This is a genomic window from Bradyrhizobium arachidis (assembly GCF_015291705.1).
Lineage (GTDB): Bacteria > Pseudomonadota > Alphaproteobacteria > Rhizobiales > Xanthobacteraceae > Bradyrhizobium > Bradyrhizobium arachidis.
This window is the reverse complement of the sequence record NZ_CP030050.1, coordinates 2,732,029-2,746,522: the sequence shown is the minus strand read 5'-3', so window position 1 is coordinate 2,746,522 and position 14,494 is coordinate 2,732,029. Positions and strand designations below refer to the sequence as shown.

Annotated in this window: 19 protein-coding genes and 1 tRNA gene; 14 read left to right on the top strand and 6 right to left on the bottom strand. The window is 63.6% G+C overall.

The window, feature by feature from the left end; translation table 11 throughout:
* The first annotated feature begins 25 nt into the window (after window positions 1-25).
* The 4 genes from WN72_RS46500 to WN72_RS12640 all read left to right on the top strand — a co-directional run bounded on the left by WN72_RS46500 (window position 26) and on the right by WN72_RS12640 (window position 2,764).
* A complete protein-coding gene (locus WN72_RS46500) occupies window positions 26-193 on the top strand; it encodes a hypothetical protein (RefSeq protein ID WP_167381014.1) in 168 nt (55 codons plus the stop codon).
* A gap of 38 nt (window positions 194-231) precedes the next feature.
* Window positions 232-855, top strand: coding sequence for a hypothetical protein (locus tag WN72_RS12650; protein WP_143130720.1), 624 nt, complete (start codon window positions 232-234; stop codon window positions 853-855).
* A gap of 23 nt (window positions 856-878) precedes the next feature.
* Window positions 879-1,217 carry a hypothetical protein gene (locus WN72_RS12645; protein WP_143130719.1) on the top strand — a complete coding sequence of 113 codons (339 nt, stop codon included), beginning with the start codon at window positions 879-881 and terminating at the stop codon, window positions 1,215-1,217.
* Window positions 1,218-1,513: 296 nt separating this feature from the next.
* Window positions 1,514-2,764, top strand: coding sequence for a site-specific integrase (locus WN72_RS12640; RefSeq protein WP_143130718.1), 1,251 nt, complete (start codon window positions 1,514-1,516; stop codon window positions 2,762-2,764).
* Here WN72_RS12640 and WN72_RS12635 read toward each other — a convergent pair whose 3' ends face one another.
* The 4 genes from WN72_RS12635 to WN72_RS12620 all read right to left on the bottom strand — a co-directional run bounded on the left by WN72_RS12635 (window position 2,765) and on the right by WN72_RS12620 (window position 5,151).
* Window positions 2,765-3,265 carry a hypothetical protein gene (locus WN72_RS12635; RefSeq protein ID WP_143130717.1) on the bottom strand — a complete coding sequence of 167 codons (501 nt, stop codon included), beginning with the start codon at window positions 3,263-3,265 and terminating at the stop codon, window positions 2,765-2,767. It abuts the gene before it with no gap.
* Window positions 3,266-3,417: 152 nt separating this feature from the next.
* Window positions 3,418-4,014 carry a hypothetical protein gene (locus WN72_RS12630; protein ID WP_092217919.1) on the bottom strand — a complete coding sequence of 199 codons (597 nt, stop codon included), beginning with the start codon at window positions 4,012-4,014 and terminating at the stop codon, window positions 3,418-3,420.
* Window positions 4,011-4,880, bottom strand: a complete 870-nt coding sequence (locus WN72_RS12625) for a hypothetical protein (protein WP_092217918.1) — start codon at window positions 4,878-4,880, stop codon at window positions 4,011-4,013. The genes WN72_RS12630 and WN72_RS12625 overlap by 4 nt, the downstream gene beginning before the upstream one ends.
* Before the next feature lie 194 nt (window positions 4,881-5,074).
* A tRNA-Pro gene (locus WN72_RS12620) sits at window positions 5,075-5,151 on the bottom strand.
* A gap of 68 nt (window positions 5,152-5,219) precedes the next feature.
* On the opposite strand from WN72_RS12620, the gene WN72_RS12615 reads away from it, so the two are divergent.
* The 6 genes from WN72_RS12615 to WN72_RS12590 all read left to right on the top strand — a co-directional run bounded on the left by WN72_RS12615 (window position 5,220) and on the right by WN72_RS12590 (window position 11,328).
* Complete coding sequence (locus WN72_RS12615; RefSeq protein WP_143130716.1) at window positions 5,220-6,209, top strand: L-threonylcarbamoyladenylate synthase; 990 nt, start codon at window positions 5,220-5,222, stop codon at window positions 6,207-6,209.
* 23 nt (window positions 6,210-6,232) lie between these two features.
* A complete protein-coding gene (locus tag WN72_RS12610; RefSeq protein WP_027558214.1) occupies window positions 6,233-7,660 on the top strand; it encodes an FAD-binding oxidoreductase in 1,428 nt (475 codons plus the stop codon).
* Window positions 7,657-8,091, top strand: a complete 435-nt coding sequence (locus WN72_RS12605; protein WP_027558213.1) for a GNAT family acetyltransferase — start codon at window positions 7,657-7,659, stop codon at window positions 8,089-8,091. Before WN72_RS12610 ends, WN72_RS12605 begins: the two co-directional genes overlap by 4 nt.
* Before the next feature lie 218 nt (window positions 8,092-8,309).
* Window positions 8,310-8,891: an NUDIX hydrolase gene (locus tag WN72_RS12600; RefSeq protein ID WP_027558212.1), complete on the top strand. Its 582-nt coding sequence runs from the start codon at window positions 8,310-8,312 to the stop codon at window positions 8,889-8,891.
* Window positions 8,892-9,168: 277 nt separating this feature from the next.
* Entirely contained in the window at window positions 9,169-10,098 is a 930-nt protein-coding gene (locus tag WN72_RS12595; RefSeq protein WP_027558211.1) for a glycine reductase, read from the top strand.
* 36 nt (window positions 10,099-10,134) lie between these two features.
* The gene (locus tag WN72_RS12590; RefSeq protein WP_092217916.1) at window positions 10,135-11,328 is read left to right on the top strand and encodes a CaiB/BaiF CoA transferase family protein; all 1,194 of its coding nucleotides are present in this window, start codon (window positions 10,135-10,137) and stop codon (window positions 11,326-11,328) included.
* A 112-nt stretch (window positions 11,329-11,440) separates the two neighbouring features.
* On the opposite strand, the gene WN72_RS12585 is transcribed toward WN72_RS12590, so the two are convergent.
* Complete coding sequence (locus tag WN72_RS12585) at window positions 11,441-12,199, bottom strand: SOS response-associated peptidase (protein WP_092217915.1); 759 nt, start codon at window positions 12,197-12,199, stop codon at window positions 11,441-11,443.
* 63 nt (window positions 12,200-12,262) lie between these two features.
* On the opposite strand from WN72_RS12585, the gene WN72_RS12580 reads away from it, so the two are divergent.
* From WN72_RS12580 to WN72_RS12565, 4 genes are all read left to right on the top strand, one after another.
* Window positions 12,263-12,763, top strand: a complete 501-nt coding sequence (locus tag WN72_RS12580) for a hypothetical protein (RefSeq protein WP_028158159.1) — start codon at window positions 12,263-12,265, stop codon at window positions 12,761-12,763.
* Window positions 12,764-12,781: 18 nt separating this feature from the next.
* A complete protein-coding gene (locus WN72_RS12575) occupies window positions 12,782-13,216 on the top strand; it encodes an NUDIX hydrolase (RefSeq protein ID WP_092217914.1) in 435 nt (144 codons plus the stop codon).
* A gap of 45 nt (window positions 13,217-13,261) precedes the next feature.
* Window positions 13,262-13,639 carry a TIGR02301 family protein gene (locus WN72_RS12570; RefSeq protein WP_027558206.1) on the top strand — a complete coding sequence of 126 codons (378 nt, stop codon included), beginning with the start codon at window positions 13,262-13,264 and terminating at the stop codon, window positions 13,637-13,639.
* 264 nt (window positions 13,640-13,903) lie between these two features.
* The gene (locus WN72_RS12565; protein ID WP_027558205.1) at window positions 13,904-14,170 is read left to right on the top strand and encodes a hypothetical protein; all 267 of its coding nucleotides are present in this window, start codon (window positions 13,904-13,906) and stop codon (window positions 14,168-14,170) included.
* A gap of 3 nt (window positions 14,171-14,173) precedes the next feature.
* On the opposite strand, the gene WN72_RS12560 is transcribed toward WN72_RS12565, so the two are convergent.
* The gene (locus WN72_RS12560) at window positions 14,174-14,494 is read right to left on the bottom strand and encodes a cupredoxin domain-containing protein (RefSeq protein WP_027558204.1); all 321 of its coding nucleotides are present in this window, start codon (window positions 14,492-14,494) and stop codon (window positions 14,174-14,176) included.

The window sequence follows — 14,494 nt, the reverse complement described above, 5'->3', positions numbered from 1 at the left end:
CCGAAGCAACGATCGGACTCCCGACATGTACCTGGGCAGAGTTGGCGATGGCTCGGACATCGTTCTGCCGCCGCAGCTTGGTTGGACAATCGATTATCAAATAGCCGCCACCCTTCGGCCTGAAAGAGCGGGGGCCAAGCCCGTCAGTTTCGATCATGGTGCAAAAAAGGGCTTGCTGACTGGTGCAAAATAGGGCTTACTGCTCCTGTCCGCTACAGGAGGTGACCTTCCATGACTCCCACCAACCAGATCTCCCCGCCCAGTCCCGTCCTCAATTTCGCCTACCCCATCTCAATTTCACTTTCTCAGTTACTAGAGGCCTTTTGGTCTGCGGAACGCGAGGTTCGAGCCGCGTCCGATGCTATCGCCAAATTCCCAACCGGAGCTGAGCGGACACCGCAGGTTCGCGGCGGCGTAACTAAGGCCATGACCATCCTCACTAACGGTGAAGAGCCTTCCCGCATTCCGTCTCGTGACTGGTTCTACAATTCGATCGAGGAGATCGATCAAGACCACACTAGGGCGCTGAAGAACGCGGCTACGGACGACGAGCGTGATGGGATCAACGCGCGGTTCGCCGGCTACCGCGAGGAGTATGCGCGCCAGAAGAGCGAGATCGTCCGATCAACCCCCAAGGGCAAGCGAGCAGCCGAACGCAGAGAACAGAAGGCGCTTCGCGCCCTCGAGCGAGCTGAAATCTCGATCATAAACTACGAGCCGCGCGACCTTGATGAAGCTGCTCAACTGCTCGAGTTTGCCTGTCGCGGTGAGAGCGAGCACTGCTTTACTGCAGATGGCTGGGAGCTGCAGGCAATCATGAGGAACGTGGCGACAACCATTCGCACATATGCCTGACGGCTGGTTCTTACATGCGGCAAATGACACTGGTCGACCTTTTAGCATTGGCCGACAGCAATAGCGGCCTCATGGATGGCACCATGGGGCCGCTTCGGTCCGTCATCGCGAGCCACGACGTGGTGGTTGGCATCTGGCCGGACCGAGCGCAGCCGGAGGGCTGGGGCACAAGGGTTCTTAAAGGGCTTCCCGTGGTCCAGGAAGCGGCCAAGAGCATTGCAGACTATCAATGCAGGCTCACGGCAATCAGGTGTGAGAGCGCATCCCAAGCCCGCGGGCTGGCGCTCATCTTCGGCGATCAGAACGATCATAGTGCAGGAGTAGCAGTCGATGCCAGACGATCCGGTCCGAGCGACGCTTGATTGCCCACACCGCGCCTTGGCAGACATTGAAAACGTAAATCCCACCGAAGGCTGGTTCGGAGGCTACTGGTGAAGCCAGACAAGCTTATCCGGGTCAAAACAAGGCCGGATCCGGCGCAATGGGACGACGATGAGGTACTTACCCTGGCCGAGGCGACAGCTCTGTTTTTCCCACAGGGGCCGTTGACCCTGTCCTCTCTCCGGAACGCCGTAGCCTCAGGGGCACTTGAAATTGCGCGTGTAGCGGGGAAGGATTTGACCACGCCGCGCGCCATACGAAAGCTGGTTAGACCCACATGCCGGGCCGTAAAGCCAAGCCTCCCCGTCTCTGGTTCAGAGAAGACGATGGCGTCTGGGTCATCCTCGATCGAGGAAGACAGATCCGCACAGGTTGCGGCCGCGACGATACTGATGGCGCAGCGAAGGCGCTCGAAGCTCATCTCGGCACAAAGCACACCTCAACAGTCGGTGCGACCGACCCTCGCCTTCTCGCGATAGCCGACGTCATAACCTTCTATGAAAGGCTGAAGCGGCCTAAGGATGATGATCCGCGTGCGCTCGAGCAACATGATCTTCTCCTAATTCGTTTGCTCGATCTCAACACCTTCTTCGGTCAGCGCCGCGTCGGGGACATCAAGGCACAGCTCTGCCGCGACTTCGTCGATTGGTCGACCGGCACGCCGAACGACAACAACACGCGTGAAGGCATCACACCAAGAGCCGCGACCGTCTCAGATCAGACCGCGCGCCGCCGGCTCGAGGATCTGAGAGCCGCAATCAATGCCTATCATGCTGAGCATGTCCTCAATTTCGTGCCGAAGATCGTCCTTCCAGACAAGACCGAGGGGCGGCAGCGCTGGCTGACGCGCAACGAAGCAGCACGTCTGCTTGGCGCGGCGCTCGGCTATATGTGGGATGCTGAGAGAAAGTCCTGGAAGCGTGAGAATGGGCGCCTGCTGCGTCGGCCCCGCTGGATCATCAACCGGCGCCAGCCGGCTGCGCGCTTCATCCTGGTGGGGCTTTATTCCGCAAGGCGCGAAGAGACGATCCGTCGTACGCAATGGCTGGCGACCACGACTCACCCTTGGATGAACCTCGATGCAATGATCTACCAGGGCCGCGGCACCGAGGAGCGCAAGACGAAGAAGCGCCGTCCGCCAGCCAAGATCGCCAACCGCCTGCGCCCGCACCTGGTGCGCTGGCGAAAGATCGACGCACGTCGCTCTGCGGAGTTACGCGCTGCCGGCGTCATGAAGCCCAGCGAAGAGATCCGCTTCATTGTGAACCGCATGCATGACGGCCAGCCGCTCGCCGGCAAGATCCGGTCGGCTTGGGAAGGCATCCTTGAGGATGCTGCTCTGGGCGAAGATGTCGTTCGCCACTCGCTACGCCACACTGCCGCGACGTGGCTCATGCAGCAGGGCACCGACCGCTGGCAGGCTGCCGGCTGGCTAGGCATGACGCTGGAGCAGCTGGAGAACGGGTATGGACATCATCACCCGGACTTCCAGGAAGAGGCCGCGGAGGCGTTCGGGGGCCGCCGATGATCACGCCGCTCTGACAAATTCTCCGGCCGCAGAGCGCTCATTGAGGCGAGCGATTAGTCCATCGCGAAAGTTTGTGACTTCGATCCGCTCAGCTGCAACTAATCGGTGAAGAGCAAGATTGCAGTCATTCTCGAACTGCCGTGCAGTGACCGGCGCCTTGTACATCCGCCTTGCCAGGACGATACCGTGCGTCGGAACAGGCGCGAGGTCCTGGTGAAAAATACGGGGTACCGTTTGGTCGTAGACACAGAATGCGCGCACGTGGGCGCCATTGTAGCTGATCGTTTCCCGCCGTACCGAGACGCACGGAAATCTGAAAATTGCCAAGACCTTCTTGGTGCGCTGTCCGGGCTTGGTTGAGAGAATGTCGATCGCCAGAGCCTCGACTTCTGCGTCGTTGGCGCGTTCTCGCACGATGCTGAGCCCGTCTTCATACGCTTTGGAAAACGCGGCTCGTGCGAGTCTGCCGTTCTCGTCAACGTCTACGGGATCAACAAACATCCTGTAGAGTATTTCTCCGTCCTCGATGACGCCCGGAGAACCTTCACCGACACAGTGGTGTTCACACTCGCAATCTGGGCAACTGAGCTCCAGGTCTCTCGCAAGCTTGCGCGCTGCGCTCCGCAGCCATTTTCGACACTCGGCGCAACGCATTAGGCAATGGCGGGCAGATTCATCACATCGGTCAAGAACGCATTTACATCGCGCGAGCCGACTGGACCGCTGGCAAACCTCGACGCGTCGTCACCGTCCTTGAAATAGAGCTCGACTTCGCCGTCAGGAAGGAAAGCAATTGAGCAAAAGACCCCCTCCTCCTCGAACTCAAGAATAGCGCTGCCGTCCCTGCCAAGCGTTGTCAGAGGCGCGGGGTGCCATGCCTCTAATTCATTCATGTAGGCAATAGCATAGTCGAACGCGCCCTGGTGCGCCGCCGCCGCGCCGCTGCCATCCCAGTCCTGCTGATATTCGCGAAATTCGCGGAGGCGGGCAATGCCGCGGTCGAATTCAGTTGCCCGCTGGTAGCCCCGCCGCTCATCAACGATGTCTACATTTTGCAAAAGAGCTGAACGGACCGAAGTCGGAGATTGGGATGCCTCAGTTGCCGCAGGCGACGCCGCGAGCAGAAAAATCACAGAGCCTGCGACCATGTAGGGGGACAGCCGTTTCGACTTGCTCGCCGTAATGCCGGACGAACTGCTCGGCGACTGGGCATCGATCGAGAACGGAACAACCGTCGAAATCGCGGTCATGAATGAAGTCCTACCCTAGCAGCAATGTCTGCGCTCACGATCTCTTTAAACAGCCCTATAGAGCGGTCGTGCATCGAACCAAACATCGATAGTTGAGAAGTAGCCAATTCTGCTTCATTTTCAAGTGCTTCAGAGGAGGTCTCGGCCAAATTGTTCTGCACGGCCGTAGTGATCGAAATGGCCCGAAATGGCTTATTCATTTGATCGGCTGCAAGCATTTCGTTGGCGTCGATGTTGATTTGAATAAGTCGTTCCTTACAGCCATCTGCGGCCTCAAAGAACCCCGTGTGTGAATGCCACAACCTTTCGTTGTCAAAAACGTGAGGCACAATAAGCGTCGATTCTGAATTGAGCAATGCCCGAGCAACGGGCTTTCCCGCCCCTGCAAAGCGAAAGTTGTCTTTGTATTCGAGCCGCAAATTCGCCACGCCTACTGAGAAGAGCGCGCTGCGCAGTGGAGCCCTCACTAGTTGCTCGAGCCTCGTTGCGAATGCTTCCCACGCTGTATAGCTCATAGCTTGGTAGATCACTCCGAAGCGACCAATCTGCAAGCTTTCGAGGGGGCGCTTCTGGATGCCGGCGCCGGGTATCGTCACTGCCGCGGAGCGCTGGAAGATCATTGCTTCAACTGTAGGTGCACCGGCGGACGTTTGCGGGACTTGATTTGGACCTACCATGAACTGGAGAGAGTTCACGACCTGCTTTTCGTTCAGGCCGGCCGCCCTACAGACGGCCTCTGCCTCCCGGACAGCCTTCTTCCAGGCCACCTCAGTTAGCGGCTCGAGGAAGTTCACCGATGCCGCCACGACCTCGATCGAATGCGTGTCGTTGAAGGGTTTCCAGTCGAGATCGGGCAGCGAGGTCATGAGGTATCCAAGGCGGGAACATCGCCACCGTGTCAGCTTCGAACAGCCGTGTAAACGAACCATTGAGCCGCACGCCAACAATCGTCACGATGCGAGCGCTGAAGAGACCAGAAGCGGCAAGGGGGCAATACACCCAATTCATTGCGCATTTCATTGCGCTGAGGAGCCCCAGACCCTATAAGTCATTGAAATAATGGTCGGAGTGGCAGGATTCGAACCTGCGACCCCTGCGTCCCGAACGCAGTGCTCTACCGGGCTGAGCCACACTCCGACAAGAAGGCGGCTTATAGCGTCGGGTTTGACGCACTGCAAGCGGCCGAGCCGAGGAATTTTGTCCCTGTGAAAACGGGCCTTGAGACACTGATTTTGCCGGCTGGTGAGGCCGGCGCGGAAGCCGCCGCCCGGACCTTGGCCGCCGGCGGGCTGGTCGCGTTTCCGACCGAGACGGTCTACGGCCTCGGCGCGGACGCCGCCAATGCCACCGCGGTGGCCCATATCTACAGCGCCAAGGGGCGGCCGGCCTTCAATCCGCTGATCGCGCACGTGCCGGACATCGCGGCTGCGCGCCGGATCGGCCGGTTCGACGCCCGCGCGCTGAAGCTGGCGGAGGCGTTCTGGCCGGGGCCGCTGACGCTGGTGGTGCCGAAGACCGACGATTGCCCGGTGGCGGATCTCGCCACGGCTGGCCTCGACACCGTCGCGATCCGCATTCCCGCCCACCCCGTGGCCGAGGCGATCCTGCGCGCCTTCGGCGGGGCGGTGGTGGCGCCGTCGGCAAATATCTCCGGACACGTGTCGCCGACGCTGGCGGCGCACGTCGAGAGTGACCTTGCCGGACGGATCGACCTGATCGTCGACGGCGGGCCGGTCGCCGTCGGCGTCGAATCGACCATTGTCGGCTGCTTCGACGCACCGATGCTGCTGCGGCCCGGCGGGCTGTCGCGCGAGCGGATCGAGGCGGTGCTGGGCGCGCCGCTGGCGCGGCCGCCGGCGGAAGCCGAGAGCGACGACAGCCAGCCGCTGGCGCCGGGCATGCTGGCCTCGCACTACGCGCCGCGCGCGACTGTGCGACTCCGCGCGCAGGACGTTGCGCCTGATGAAGCGCTGCTGGCGTTCGGGCCTGCACGTCTGCCGGGCGTAGAGGCGGCCGCCGCTGTCATGAATCTGTCGCCCACCGGTGATCTCGATGAAGCCGCCGCCAATCTGTTCGGTTATCTTCGCAGCCTGGATGCAAAGGCACCGCGGGCGATTGCCGTAATGGCGATCCCCGAGGAAGGCTTGGGCGAAGCGATCAATGACCGGCTGCGGCGCGCGGCAGTTGCGCGCTAGAACGCGGAATGAAAGAAGACGACATGAACATCAATCAATCCGCCACCCCTCCGCTTGCGCCCGAGCTGATCGAGCAATTCCGCAAGATCGTCGGCGACAAGCACGCGATCACCGATGCGGCCGACATCGAGGCTTACGTCACCGAGGAGCGCAACCTCTTCCACGGCCGCACACCGCTGGTGCTGCGTCCGGGCTCGACCGCCGAGGTCTCCGAAATCTGCAAGCTCGCCTCCGCGCACAAAATCGCGCTGGTGCCGCAGGGCGGCAATACCGGGCTCGTCGGCGGCCAGACGCCGCATAATGGCGAGGTCGTGGTGTCGCTGCGGCGGCTCGACAAGATCCGCGAGATCGACACCGCCTCCAACACCATGACCTGCGAAGCCGGCGTGGTGCTCCAGATCGCGCAGCAGAAGGCGTCCGACGTGGACCGGCTGTTTCCGCTATCGCTCGGCGCCGAAGGCAGCTGCACCATCGGCGGCAATCTCTCCACCAATGCCGGCGGCACCGCCGCGCTCGCCTATGGCGTCGCGCGCGAGATGGCGCTGGGGCTGGAAGTGGTGCTCGCCGACGGGCGCGTGCTCAACGTGCTGTCCAAGCTGAAGAAGGACAACACCGGCTACAATCTGCACAACCTCTTCATCGGCGCCGAAGGCACGCTTGGCATCATCACCGCGGCGACGCTCAAGCTGTTTCCCAAGCCGCGGGCGGTCGAGACGGCCTATGTCGGGCTGAAGTCGCCGGCGGCGGCGCTAAAACTGCTGACGATCGCGCAGAGCGAGGCCGCGAACGCGCTGACGAGTTTTGAGCTGCTCTCGGAGATGGCGGTCGACTTCTCGGTGCGCCATGGCATCGACGTGCGCGATCCGCTTGCGGAAAAGCATCCGTGGTATGTGCTGATGGAATTGTCCTCGCCGAGCGACGACGCCCGCACGCCGCTGGAGACGATCCTCGGCCGCGCCATGGAGGAGGAGATCGTCGACGACGCGGTGATCGCGGCCAGCCTCGCCCAGCGCAACAACTTCTGGAAGCTGCGCGAGGAAATGTCCGCGGCGCAGAAGCCGGAGGGCGGCTCGATCAAGCACGACATCTCCGTGCCGGTTGCCGCCGTGCCTGCCTTCATCGCCGAGGCCGACGCCGCCGTCGTCAAGCTGATCCCCGGCGCACGGCCGGTGCCGTTCGGCCATCTCGGCGACGGCAACCTGCATTACAATGTCAGCCAGCCGATCGGCGCCAACACCGCGGACTTCCTGGCGCGCTGGCACGAGATGAATGCGGTCGTCTTCGAGATCGTGCTGCGCATGGGCGGCTCGATCTCGGCCGAGCACGGCATCGGCGTGCTCAAGCGCGACGAGCTGCCCGAGGTGAAGGACAAGACCGCGATCGAGCTGATGCGGTCGATCAAGGCGATGCTCGATCCGCACGGCATCATGAATCCGGGGAAGGTGCTGTGAGTGCTCTTGCGATCGATGCGATTGGGGATGCCGATGTCGAGAACGTTGTGGCGCTGTGGCAGCGCTGCGGCCTGACGCGGCCGTGGAATGATCCGCATGCCGACCTCGCGCTGGCGCGGCGGCGCGACAATTCCACCGTGCTGATCGGCCGCGACAATGGTGCGATCGTGGCGACCGTCATGGTTGGCCATGACGGCCATCGCGGCTGGGTCTATTACGTCGCGGTCGACCCCGACTGCCAGAAGCGCGGCCATGGCCGGGTGATCATGGCGGCGGCCGAGGACTGGCTGCGGCAGGCCGGGATTTCGAAGCTTCAGCTGCTGGTCCGGCGCGAGAATGCGCAGGCGACTGCGTTCTATGGCTCGCTCGGCTTCGAGCTGTCCACCTCCGTGATGTTCCAGAAGTGGCTCGACGGCCGCGCTAGTCCGTAAGGCTCGAGCGAGATGTGGCCGCGAACGCAACTACGCCCCCTCGCCCCGTTCTTACGGGGGCGCGACGAGCTGCGCTCGCGCTGGGAGGGTTGGGGTGAGGGGCTTCTCTCCACACGTGAGATCGCCGACGGGCCTGTACCCCCTCACCCGCATCCCATCTCCGATGGGACGCGACCTCTCCCCGCAAGCGGGGCGAGGTGAAGAAAAGAGAGATAGCCATGACCATTTCCGACCGCGTCCGCATCAAGGACGTCCGCGTGCTCTCCGACGGCTGGACCAAGCTGAAGACCACGACGTTCGAGTATCGGCGCGCCAATGGCGAATGGCAGACGCAGCACCGCGAGACCTATGAGCGCGACAACGCCGCCGCGGTGCTGCCGTATAATCGCGCGCGGCGCACCGTGATCCTGGTGAAACAATTCCGCCTGCCGGCCTTCATCCGCGGTTACGACGACCTCCTGATCGAAGCCGCCGCCGGCGTCCTCGACGATGCCTCGCCGGAAGTGCGCATCCGCGCCGAGGCCGAGGAGGAAACCGGCTATCGCCTGCATCACGTCGAGAAAGTGTTCGAGGCGTTCATGAGCCCGGGCGCGGTGACGGAGAAACTGCATTTCTTCATCGCCGAGTACGAGCACGAGATGCGCGTCAGCGACGGCGGCGGCCTCGCGCACGAGGGCGAGGACATCGAGGTGCTGGAGCTTTCCATCGACGAGGCGCTGGCGATGATCGCGGATGGCCGCATCATCGACGGCAAGGCGATCATGCTGCTGCAATACGCGGCGCTGCATGTGTTCAGGTGAGAGCTCTCTTCACCTCGCCCCGCTTGCGGGGAGAGGTCGGATTGCATCGAAGATGCAATCCGGGTGAGGGGGAGCCTCCGCGAGTCCAGCCCTCACCGTCCTCGCGGAGGCTCCCCCTCACCCCAACCCTCTCCCCGCAAGCGGGGCGAGGGAGCGCACCTGCCGCGCGGTGAGCCATCGCGGTAAGCAATTCAGACCTGCGCCGCCGCTCCCCCCGTTGAGCAACCCGAAAACTATCTCTAGTCTGGCGCCAACCAAGAACCAGGAGACGCGCCCCATGTCCGCTCCGCGCGACGACGAATTCGGCTTTGCGCCCGACTATGATTCCCCCGTCCCCTATATGCAGCGCACGCGGGATTATTACACCGCGATCGGCTACACCACGCCGTATCGCTGGGCGCATTACACCGAGGCGCCGTTCCAGCCGCTGAAGAAGCCGCTGGCGCAATCGCGGGTGACCATCATCACCACCGCTGCGCCGTACGATCCTGACAAGGGCGACCAGGGGCCGGGCGCGGCGTATAATGGCAGCGCGAAATTTTACCAGGTCTATGACGGCGACACTTCGAAGGCGCACGACCTTCGCATCTCCCACATCGGTTACGATCGCAAGCACACATCGGCGACCGACAGCGGCACCTGGTTTCCGCTGCCGCAGCTGTTGAAGGCGAGCGCCGCGGGACGCATCGGCGAGGTCGCGCCGCGCTTCTTCGGCGCGCCGACCAATCGCAGCCATCGTGTCACGATCGACACCGACGCGCCGGAGATTCTGGCGCGCTGCCTGGTCGACAAGGTCGATGTCGCGGTGCTGGTGCCGAACTGCCCGGTCTGTCACCAGACAACGGCGCTGGTGGCGCGACATCTCGAAGCCAACGGCATCCCGACCGTGATCATGGGCTGCGCCAAGGACATCATCGAGCACGCCGCCGTGCCGCGGTTTTTGTTCTCCGACTTCCCGCTCGGCAATTCCGCCGGCAAGCCGCATGACGTCACTTCGCAGGCGCAGACGCTGGAGCTGGCCTTGAGGTTGCTGGAGAGCGCGAGCGGGCCGCAGACCACGATGCAGTCGCCGCTGCGCTGGAGCGAGGACGCCTCCTGGAAGCTCGACTACAACAACGTCGCGCAGCTGTCGCCGGAAGAGCTCGCCCGCCGCCGCGCCGAATTCGACAAGCAGAAGGAGATCGCGCGCGGCAACCGTGCCGCCTGACGTCCTCCAACAACGATAAGCAAAAGGGAGAGCGACGTGACGCGACCGTTCGAGGGCGTGAAGATCCTGGACTTCACGCAAGTGCTGGCCGGCCCCTATGCGAGCTACCAGCTCGCGCTGCTGGGCGCCAACGTCATCAAGGTCGAGCGGCGCGAGGGCGAGGACATGCGCCGCACGCCGCTGTCCCGCGAATGGGCCGAGCGCGGCCTGGCCCCGGCGTTCCAGGCCATCAACGGCAACAAGCGCAGCCTGACGCTCGATCTGCAAAAGCCCGATGCGATCGCAATCGTGAAGAAACTCGCCGCGACCGTCGACGTCGTCATGGAGAATTTCCGTCCGGGCGTGATGGACAAGCTCGGCATCGGCTACGAGGCGCTCTCCGCGATCAATCCGAAGCTGATCTATTGCGCGGTCTCAGGCTTCGGCCAGACCGGGCCGGACCGTTTGCGGCCCGGCTATGACGGCAAGATGCAGGCGCTGTCGGGCATCATGGCAATCACCGGCCATCCCGAGACGGGGCCGACGCGCGCGGGCTTTGCGGTCTGCGACGTGCTCTCCGGGGCGACGGCCGCGTTCGGCGTGTCGAGCGCGCTCTACCAGCGCGACCGCACCGGCAAGGGGCAGCTGATCGACGTCTCCATGCTGGAGGCGACGATGGCGTTCCTCTCGGGGCAGATCGCGGACTGGTCGGTCGCCGGCCATCGCCAGCAGCTGTCGGGCAATCAGGCGGTGAGCCGCCGGACCACGGCGAACCTGTTCAGATGCGGCGACGGCCACATCCTGCTCGCGGTCAACAACGAGAAGCAGTATCGCGCGCTGATGTCCGCGCTCGGCCGCGAGGACACGCTGTCCGATCCGCGCTTTGCCGACTGGTTTTCGCGCAACGAGAACGAGCCGGCGCTGCGTGCCATCATCGAGGAGGCGCTCGCGAAACGGCCGGCGCGCGAATGGGAGACGATTCTGGAAGATGCCGGCGCGCCCTGCGCCAGCATCTGGAAGGTCGAGGAGGTCATCGACCATCCGCAGATCAAGGCACGCGGCGCCATCCAGGAGCTGGACACGCCCTACGGCCGCCTGCGCTTTGCCGGCAGCGGATTCAAGCTCGCGCATGGCGGCGGCAGGCTGGACCGGATGGCGCCGGAGCTCGGGTCTGATACGGATGCAGTGCTGGGCGAGCTGGGCTTCGATGCAGCGGAGATCGCGGCGCTGAGGGCAAGGGAGATCGTCTAGAACTCCGCTGCCGTAGGGTGGGCAAAGGCGCAACGCGCCGTGCCCACGATCTGTCTTTTACGACATGCAATGGTGGGCACGCTTCGCTTTGCCCACCCTACGGCAGCGGTGGTCAGAACAACGACCCTTGCCCGTCATCTGACGACGCCGCCGCAACCTTCCGCGCCACCTTCTTCGGCTTCGGCGCCTCTGCCTCCATCTCCTCGGCACTGATCGGCAAGAGCAACTGTTCGTCGTCATTGGCGACGCGGTTGACGCGGGTGGAGACCGGATGCCAGGCGAATTCGCCGATGCGCGGGGCGGTCATCAGCGGCAACACATGATCGACCTCGTCGCCGCGGATCTCGAGCCAGCGCTCGAAATCGCGCGGGCTGATGGTGACGGGCACACGGTCATGCAGGGCGGCGAGATCCTCGCCGGCCGCGGCGGTGACGATCGCGACCGTGTCGAGCTCCTCGCCGTTCGGCCCGACCCAGGTCTCGAACACCGCCGCAAAGCCGAGCGGCTCGCCGTCGGCGCGGTGGATGAAGAAGGGCTGCTTGCGGCCCTCGATGGTTTTCCACTCGTAATAGCCGTCGGCCGGGATCAGGCCGCGCCGGCGGCGAATCGCCTTCTTGAACGCGGGCTTTTCCAGCACCGTCTCGGAGCGGGCGTTGATCAGCAACGTGAATCCCTTGGGATCCTTCACCCAGCTCGGCAGCAGGCCCCAGCGCATCAGGCGGAAATGCCGCGCGCCGTTCTCGACCAAAACGACCGGAATCGGTTGTGTCGGGGCGACATTGTACCGTGGCGGGAAATTCGGCTGCTCGACATAGCCGAACAGTTGCCGCAAAGCCGCGGGGGCCGAAGTTATGACGAAGCGTCCACACATCCTTGGGCGTCTATATAGGGTCCGTTCAGGTCCTTTTAACCCCGAACGTTAACACTGCCGCCGATGAGCTCAATGGCCTCCCAACCCGCGCGGACGCATGTACAGACGGGCCCCGAGGCCGCCGCCTGGGCCGAACGGCTGCGCGTGGCCAACATCAACCCGCGGACCGGGCTTGCCACCGACTATCTCAACCATTTCAATGAAGCCGTGATGCTGCTGGAAATGGTCCCCGACATGCCCGAATGCGCGGAAGATTTTCTGACCTGGTCGCCGCTGTCCTATGCCGAGCATTTCACGGCATCGAACTTCAAGGCGCGGGATCTCGCCATCGAGGCCTATGAGAAGGCCGATCCGAATGTGCGCGCCCAGTTCGACCACATCACCGATACCATGACCTCGATCCTGACCGCGGTCGGTTCGGCCATGCGGGAGGTCGAGAAGGACACGACCCGCGTCCGCCTCGCCGAGCAGGCCACACTCTGGGTCAAGCCGCTGATCGCGGCCTGCGGCGGCATCATCAATGGCGGCGCGGAAGCCGACGTCGACACCATCATGGCCAACTGAGCCAGGTCCTTTAGGAAAATGTCGGCAGTCGCCCAGCCCACCCATCCCCAGATCGCGGTCAGTGCCGCGATCTTTCGCGACAGCAAGGTGCTGCTGACCCGCCGCGCCCGCTCGCCCGCCAAAGGCTTCTATTCGCTGCCCGGCGGCCGGGTCGAGTTCGGCGAATCGCTGCACCAGGCGCTCAAGCGCGAGGTCGACGAGGAGACCGGGCTGGAGATCGAGATCATCGGCCTTGCCGGCTGGCGCGAGGTGCTGCCCGCCGCGCCCGGCGCCGGGCATTATTTGATCATGTCCTTTGCCGCCCGCTGGGTGGCCAGGGAACCCGCGCTGAACGACGAGCTCGATGATTACCGCTGGATCGCCCCGGACGCCCTGGCGAGCCTGGGCGACCTCAAGCTAACCGGGGGGCTGGAGGAGGTCATCCAGTCCGCAGCGCGCCTGATCGGCCCCTGACCACCCGCCTTGCGTCATCAGCCCCGAGGGGGCATACACGCGCCGATGTCCACGCGATTTCTGGCCATTTTTGCCCTGATTCTCGCCTGCGCCTCGGTGCCCGCGAGGGCCCAGGACGTGGCGGCGCCATTTGACGCCGATTTGCAGCGGCTGGCGGAGATCCTGGGCGGCCTGCATTATCTGCGCGGCATCTGCGGGTCCAACGAGGGGAACAAATGGCGCAGCGAGATGCAGGCGCTGATCGATGCCGAGACCCCCTCGGGCGAGCGCCGCACCCGCATGATCGCCGGCTTCAACCGCGGCTATAACGGCTTCCAGCAGACCTACCGGAGCTGCACGCCGGCGGCCACGGTCGCGATCCGCCGCTATATCGAGGAAGGCTCGAAGATCTCGCGCGATCTCACGGCGCGCTACGCGAACTAGTCTTGCTGTCATTCCGGGGCGCGCGCAGCGCGAGCTATGGTGCGCAATTGCGCACCTGAGAATCCATCGCACCCCAACTCTGACGCCAAATGGATTCCGGGCTCGCGACTTCGTCGCGCCCCGGAATGACGGAGTGCCCTGTCATCGATTTTGTTCACAGCCGTTAACCGTTCTTAAAGATGTGCCCTAGCGGTCGTTAACGCCCGTGCTACACCTCTCGCACAGCGCATCGCCGTGGATCGCGCCCAGCCCTGACCGAGTTTCATGAGCCAGTCGATTTCCTACGCCCCCGCCCGCGCGCCGCTGCCCGATCACGAGCAGAAGCAGGCTGCCTTGAGCTATCTCAACGAGGCCTGGGCCGAGGCGCGCCACGACGGCGTCGACGGCGATTGCCTCGCGCAGGCAAGCCTGTTCGCCGCCTTCGCCGAGCTGGTCGGCACTTACGGCGAGGACGCGGTGGCGAAATTCGTCGAGGGCCTTCCCGGCCGCGTGCGCAACGGCGAATTCTCGGTCGGCGTCTCCAGGCAGTAAACGCTACGGCTCGATTTTGAGCGTCGCTTTCATGTTGGGATGATAGCGGCAGTAATACTCGACCGTTCCCGCTTTCTTCAGGACGAACGACGCCGACTTCTTCGGCGGCAGCATCACGTCGAAATCGCCGCTCCTGGCGGTGGCGGTGTGGGCGAAGACGTCCTTGTTGATCCAGTTGATGGTGTCGCCGACCTTCGCCGACACCTCAGCCGGCGAGACCACGAGATTCTCCATCGTGATCTCGATCGTCGCGGCGCGCGCCGGGACCACCATCGCCATGAAGATGGCCGCAAGCGCGATCGATGCGAGGCGTCCCGGCTTCAT

What these genes read in the sequence shown, in the direction of transcription:
- WN72_RS12640 (WP_143130718.1), top strand. Translation starts at nt 1,514, where the DNA reads ATGCCGGGCCGTAAAGCCAAGCCTCCCCGTCTCTGGTTCAGAGAAGAC.
- WN72_RS12570 (WP_027558206.1), top strand. Translation starts at nt 13,262, where the DNA reads ATGTCCACGCGATTTCTGGCCATTTTTGCCCTGATTCTCGCCTGCGCC.
- WN72_RS46500 (WP_167381014.1), top strand. Translation starts at nt 26, where the DNA reads ATGTACCTGGGCAGAGTTGGCGATGGCTCGGACATCGTTCTGCCGCCG.
- WN72_RS12560 (WP_027558204.1), bottom strand. Translation starts at nt 14,494, where the DNA reads ATGAAGCCGGGACGCCTCGCATCGATCGCGCTTGCGGCCATCTTCATG.
- WN72_RS12565 (WP_027558205.1), top strand. Translation starts at nt 13,904, where the DNA reads ATGAGCCAGTCGATTTCCTACGCCCCCGCCCGCGCGCCGCTGCCCGAT.
- WN72_RS12645 (WP_143130719.1), top strand. Translation starts at nt 879, where the DNA reads ATGACACTGGTCGACCTTTTAGCATTGGCCGACAGCAATAGCGGCCTC.
- WN72_RS12630 (WP_092217919.1), bottom strand. Translation starts at nt 4,014, where the DNA reads ATGACCGCGATTTCGACGGTTGTTCCGTTCTCGATCGATGCCCAGTCG.
- WN72_RS12610 (WP_027558214.1), top strand. Translation starts at nt 6,233, where the DNA reads ATGAACATCAATCAATCCGCCACCCCTCCGCTTGCGCCCGAGCTGATC.
- WN72_RS12580 (WP_028158159.1), top strand. Translation starts at nt 12,263, where the DNA reads ATGAGCTCAATGGCCTCCCAACCCGCGCGGACGCATGTACAGACGGGC.
- WN72_RS12625 (WP_092217918.1), bottom strand. Translation starts at nt 4,880, where the DNA reads ATGACCTCGCTGCCCGATCTCGACTGGAAACCCTTCAACGACACGCAT.
- WN72_RS12600 (WP_027558212.1), top strand. Translation starts at nt 8,310, where the DNA reads ATGACCATTTCCGACCGCGTCCGCATCAAGGACGTCCGCGTGCTCTCC.
- WN72_RS12650 (WP_143130720.1), top strand. Translation starts at nt 232, where the DNA reads ATGACTCCCACCAACCAGATCTCCCCGCCCAGTCCCGTCCTCAATTTC.
- WN72_RS12595 (WP_027558211.1), top strand. Translation starts at nt 9,169, where the DNA reads ATGTCCGCTCCGCGCGACGACGAATTCGGCTTTGCGCCCGACTATGAT.
- WN72_RS12635 (WP_143130717.1), bottom strand. Translation starts at nt 3,265, where the DNA reads ATGTTTGTTGATCCCGTAGACGTTGACGAGAACGGCAGACTCGCACGA.
- WN72_RS12585 (WP_092217915.1), bottom strand. Translation starts at nt 12,199, where the DNA reads ATGTGTGGACGCTTCGTCATAACTTCGGCCCCCGCGGCTTTGCGGCAA.
- WN72_RS12575 (WP_092217914.1), top strand. Translation starts at nt 12,782, where the DNA reads ATGTCGGCAGTCGCCCAGCCCACCCATCCCCAGATCGCGGTCAGTGCC.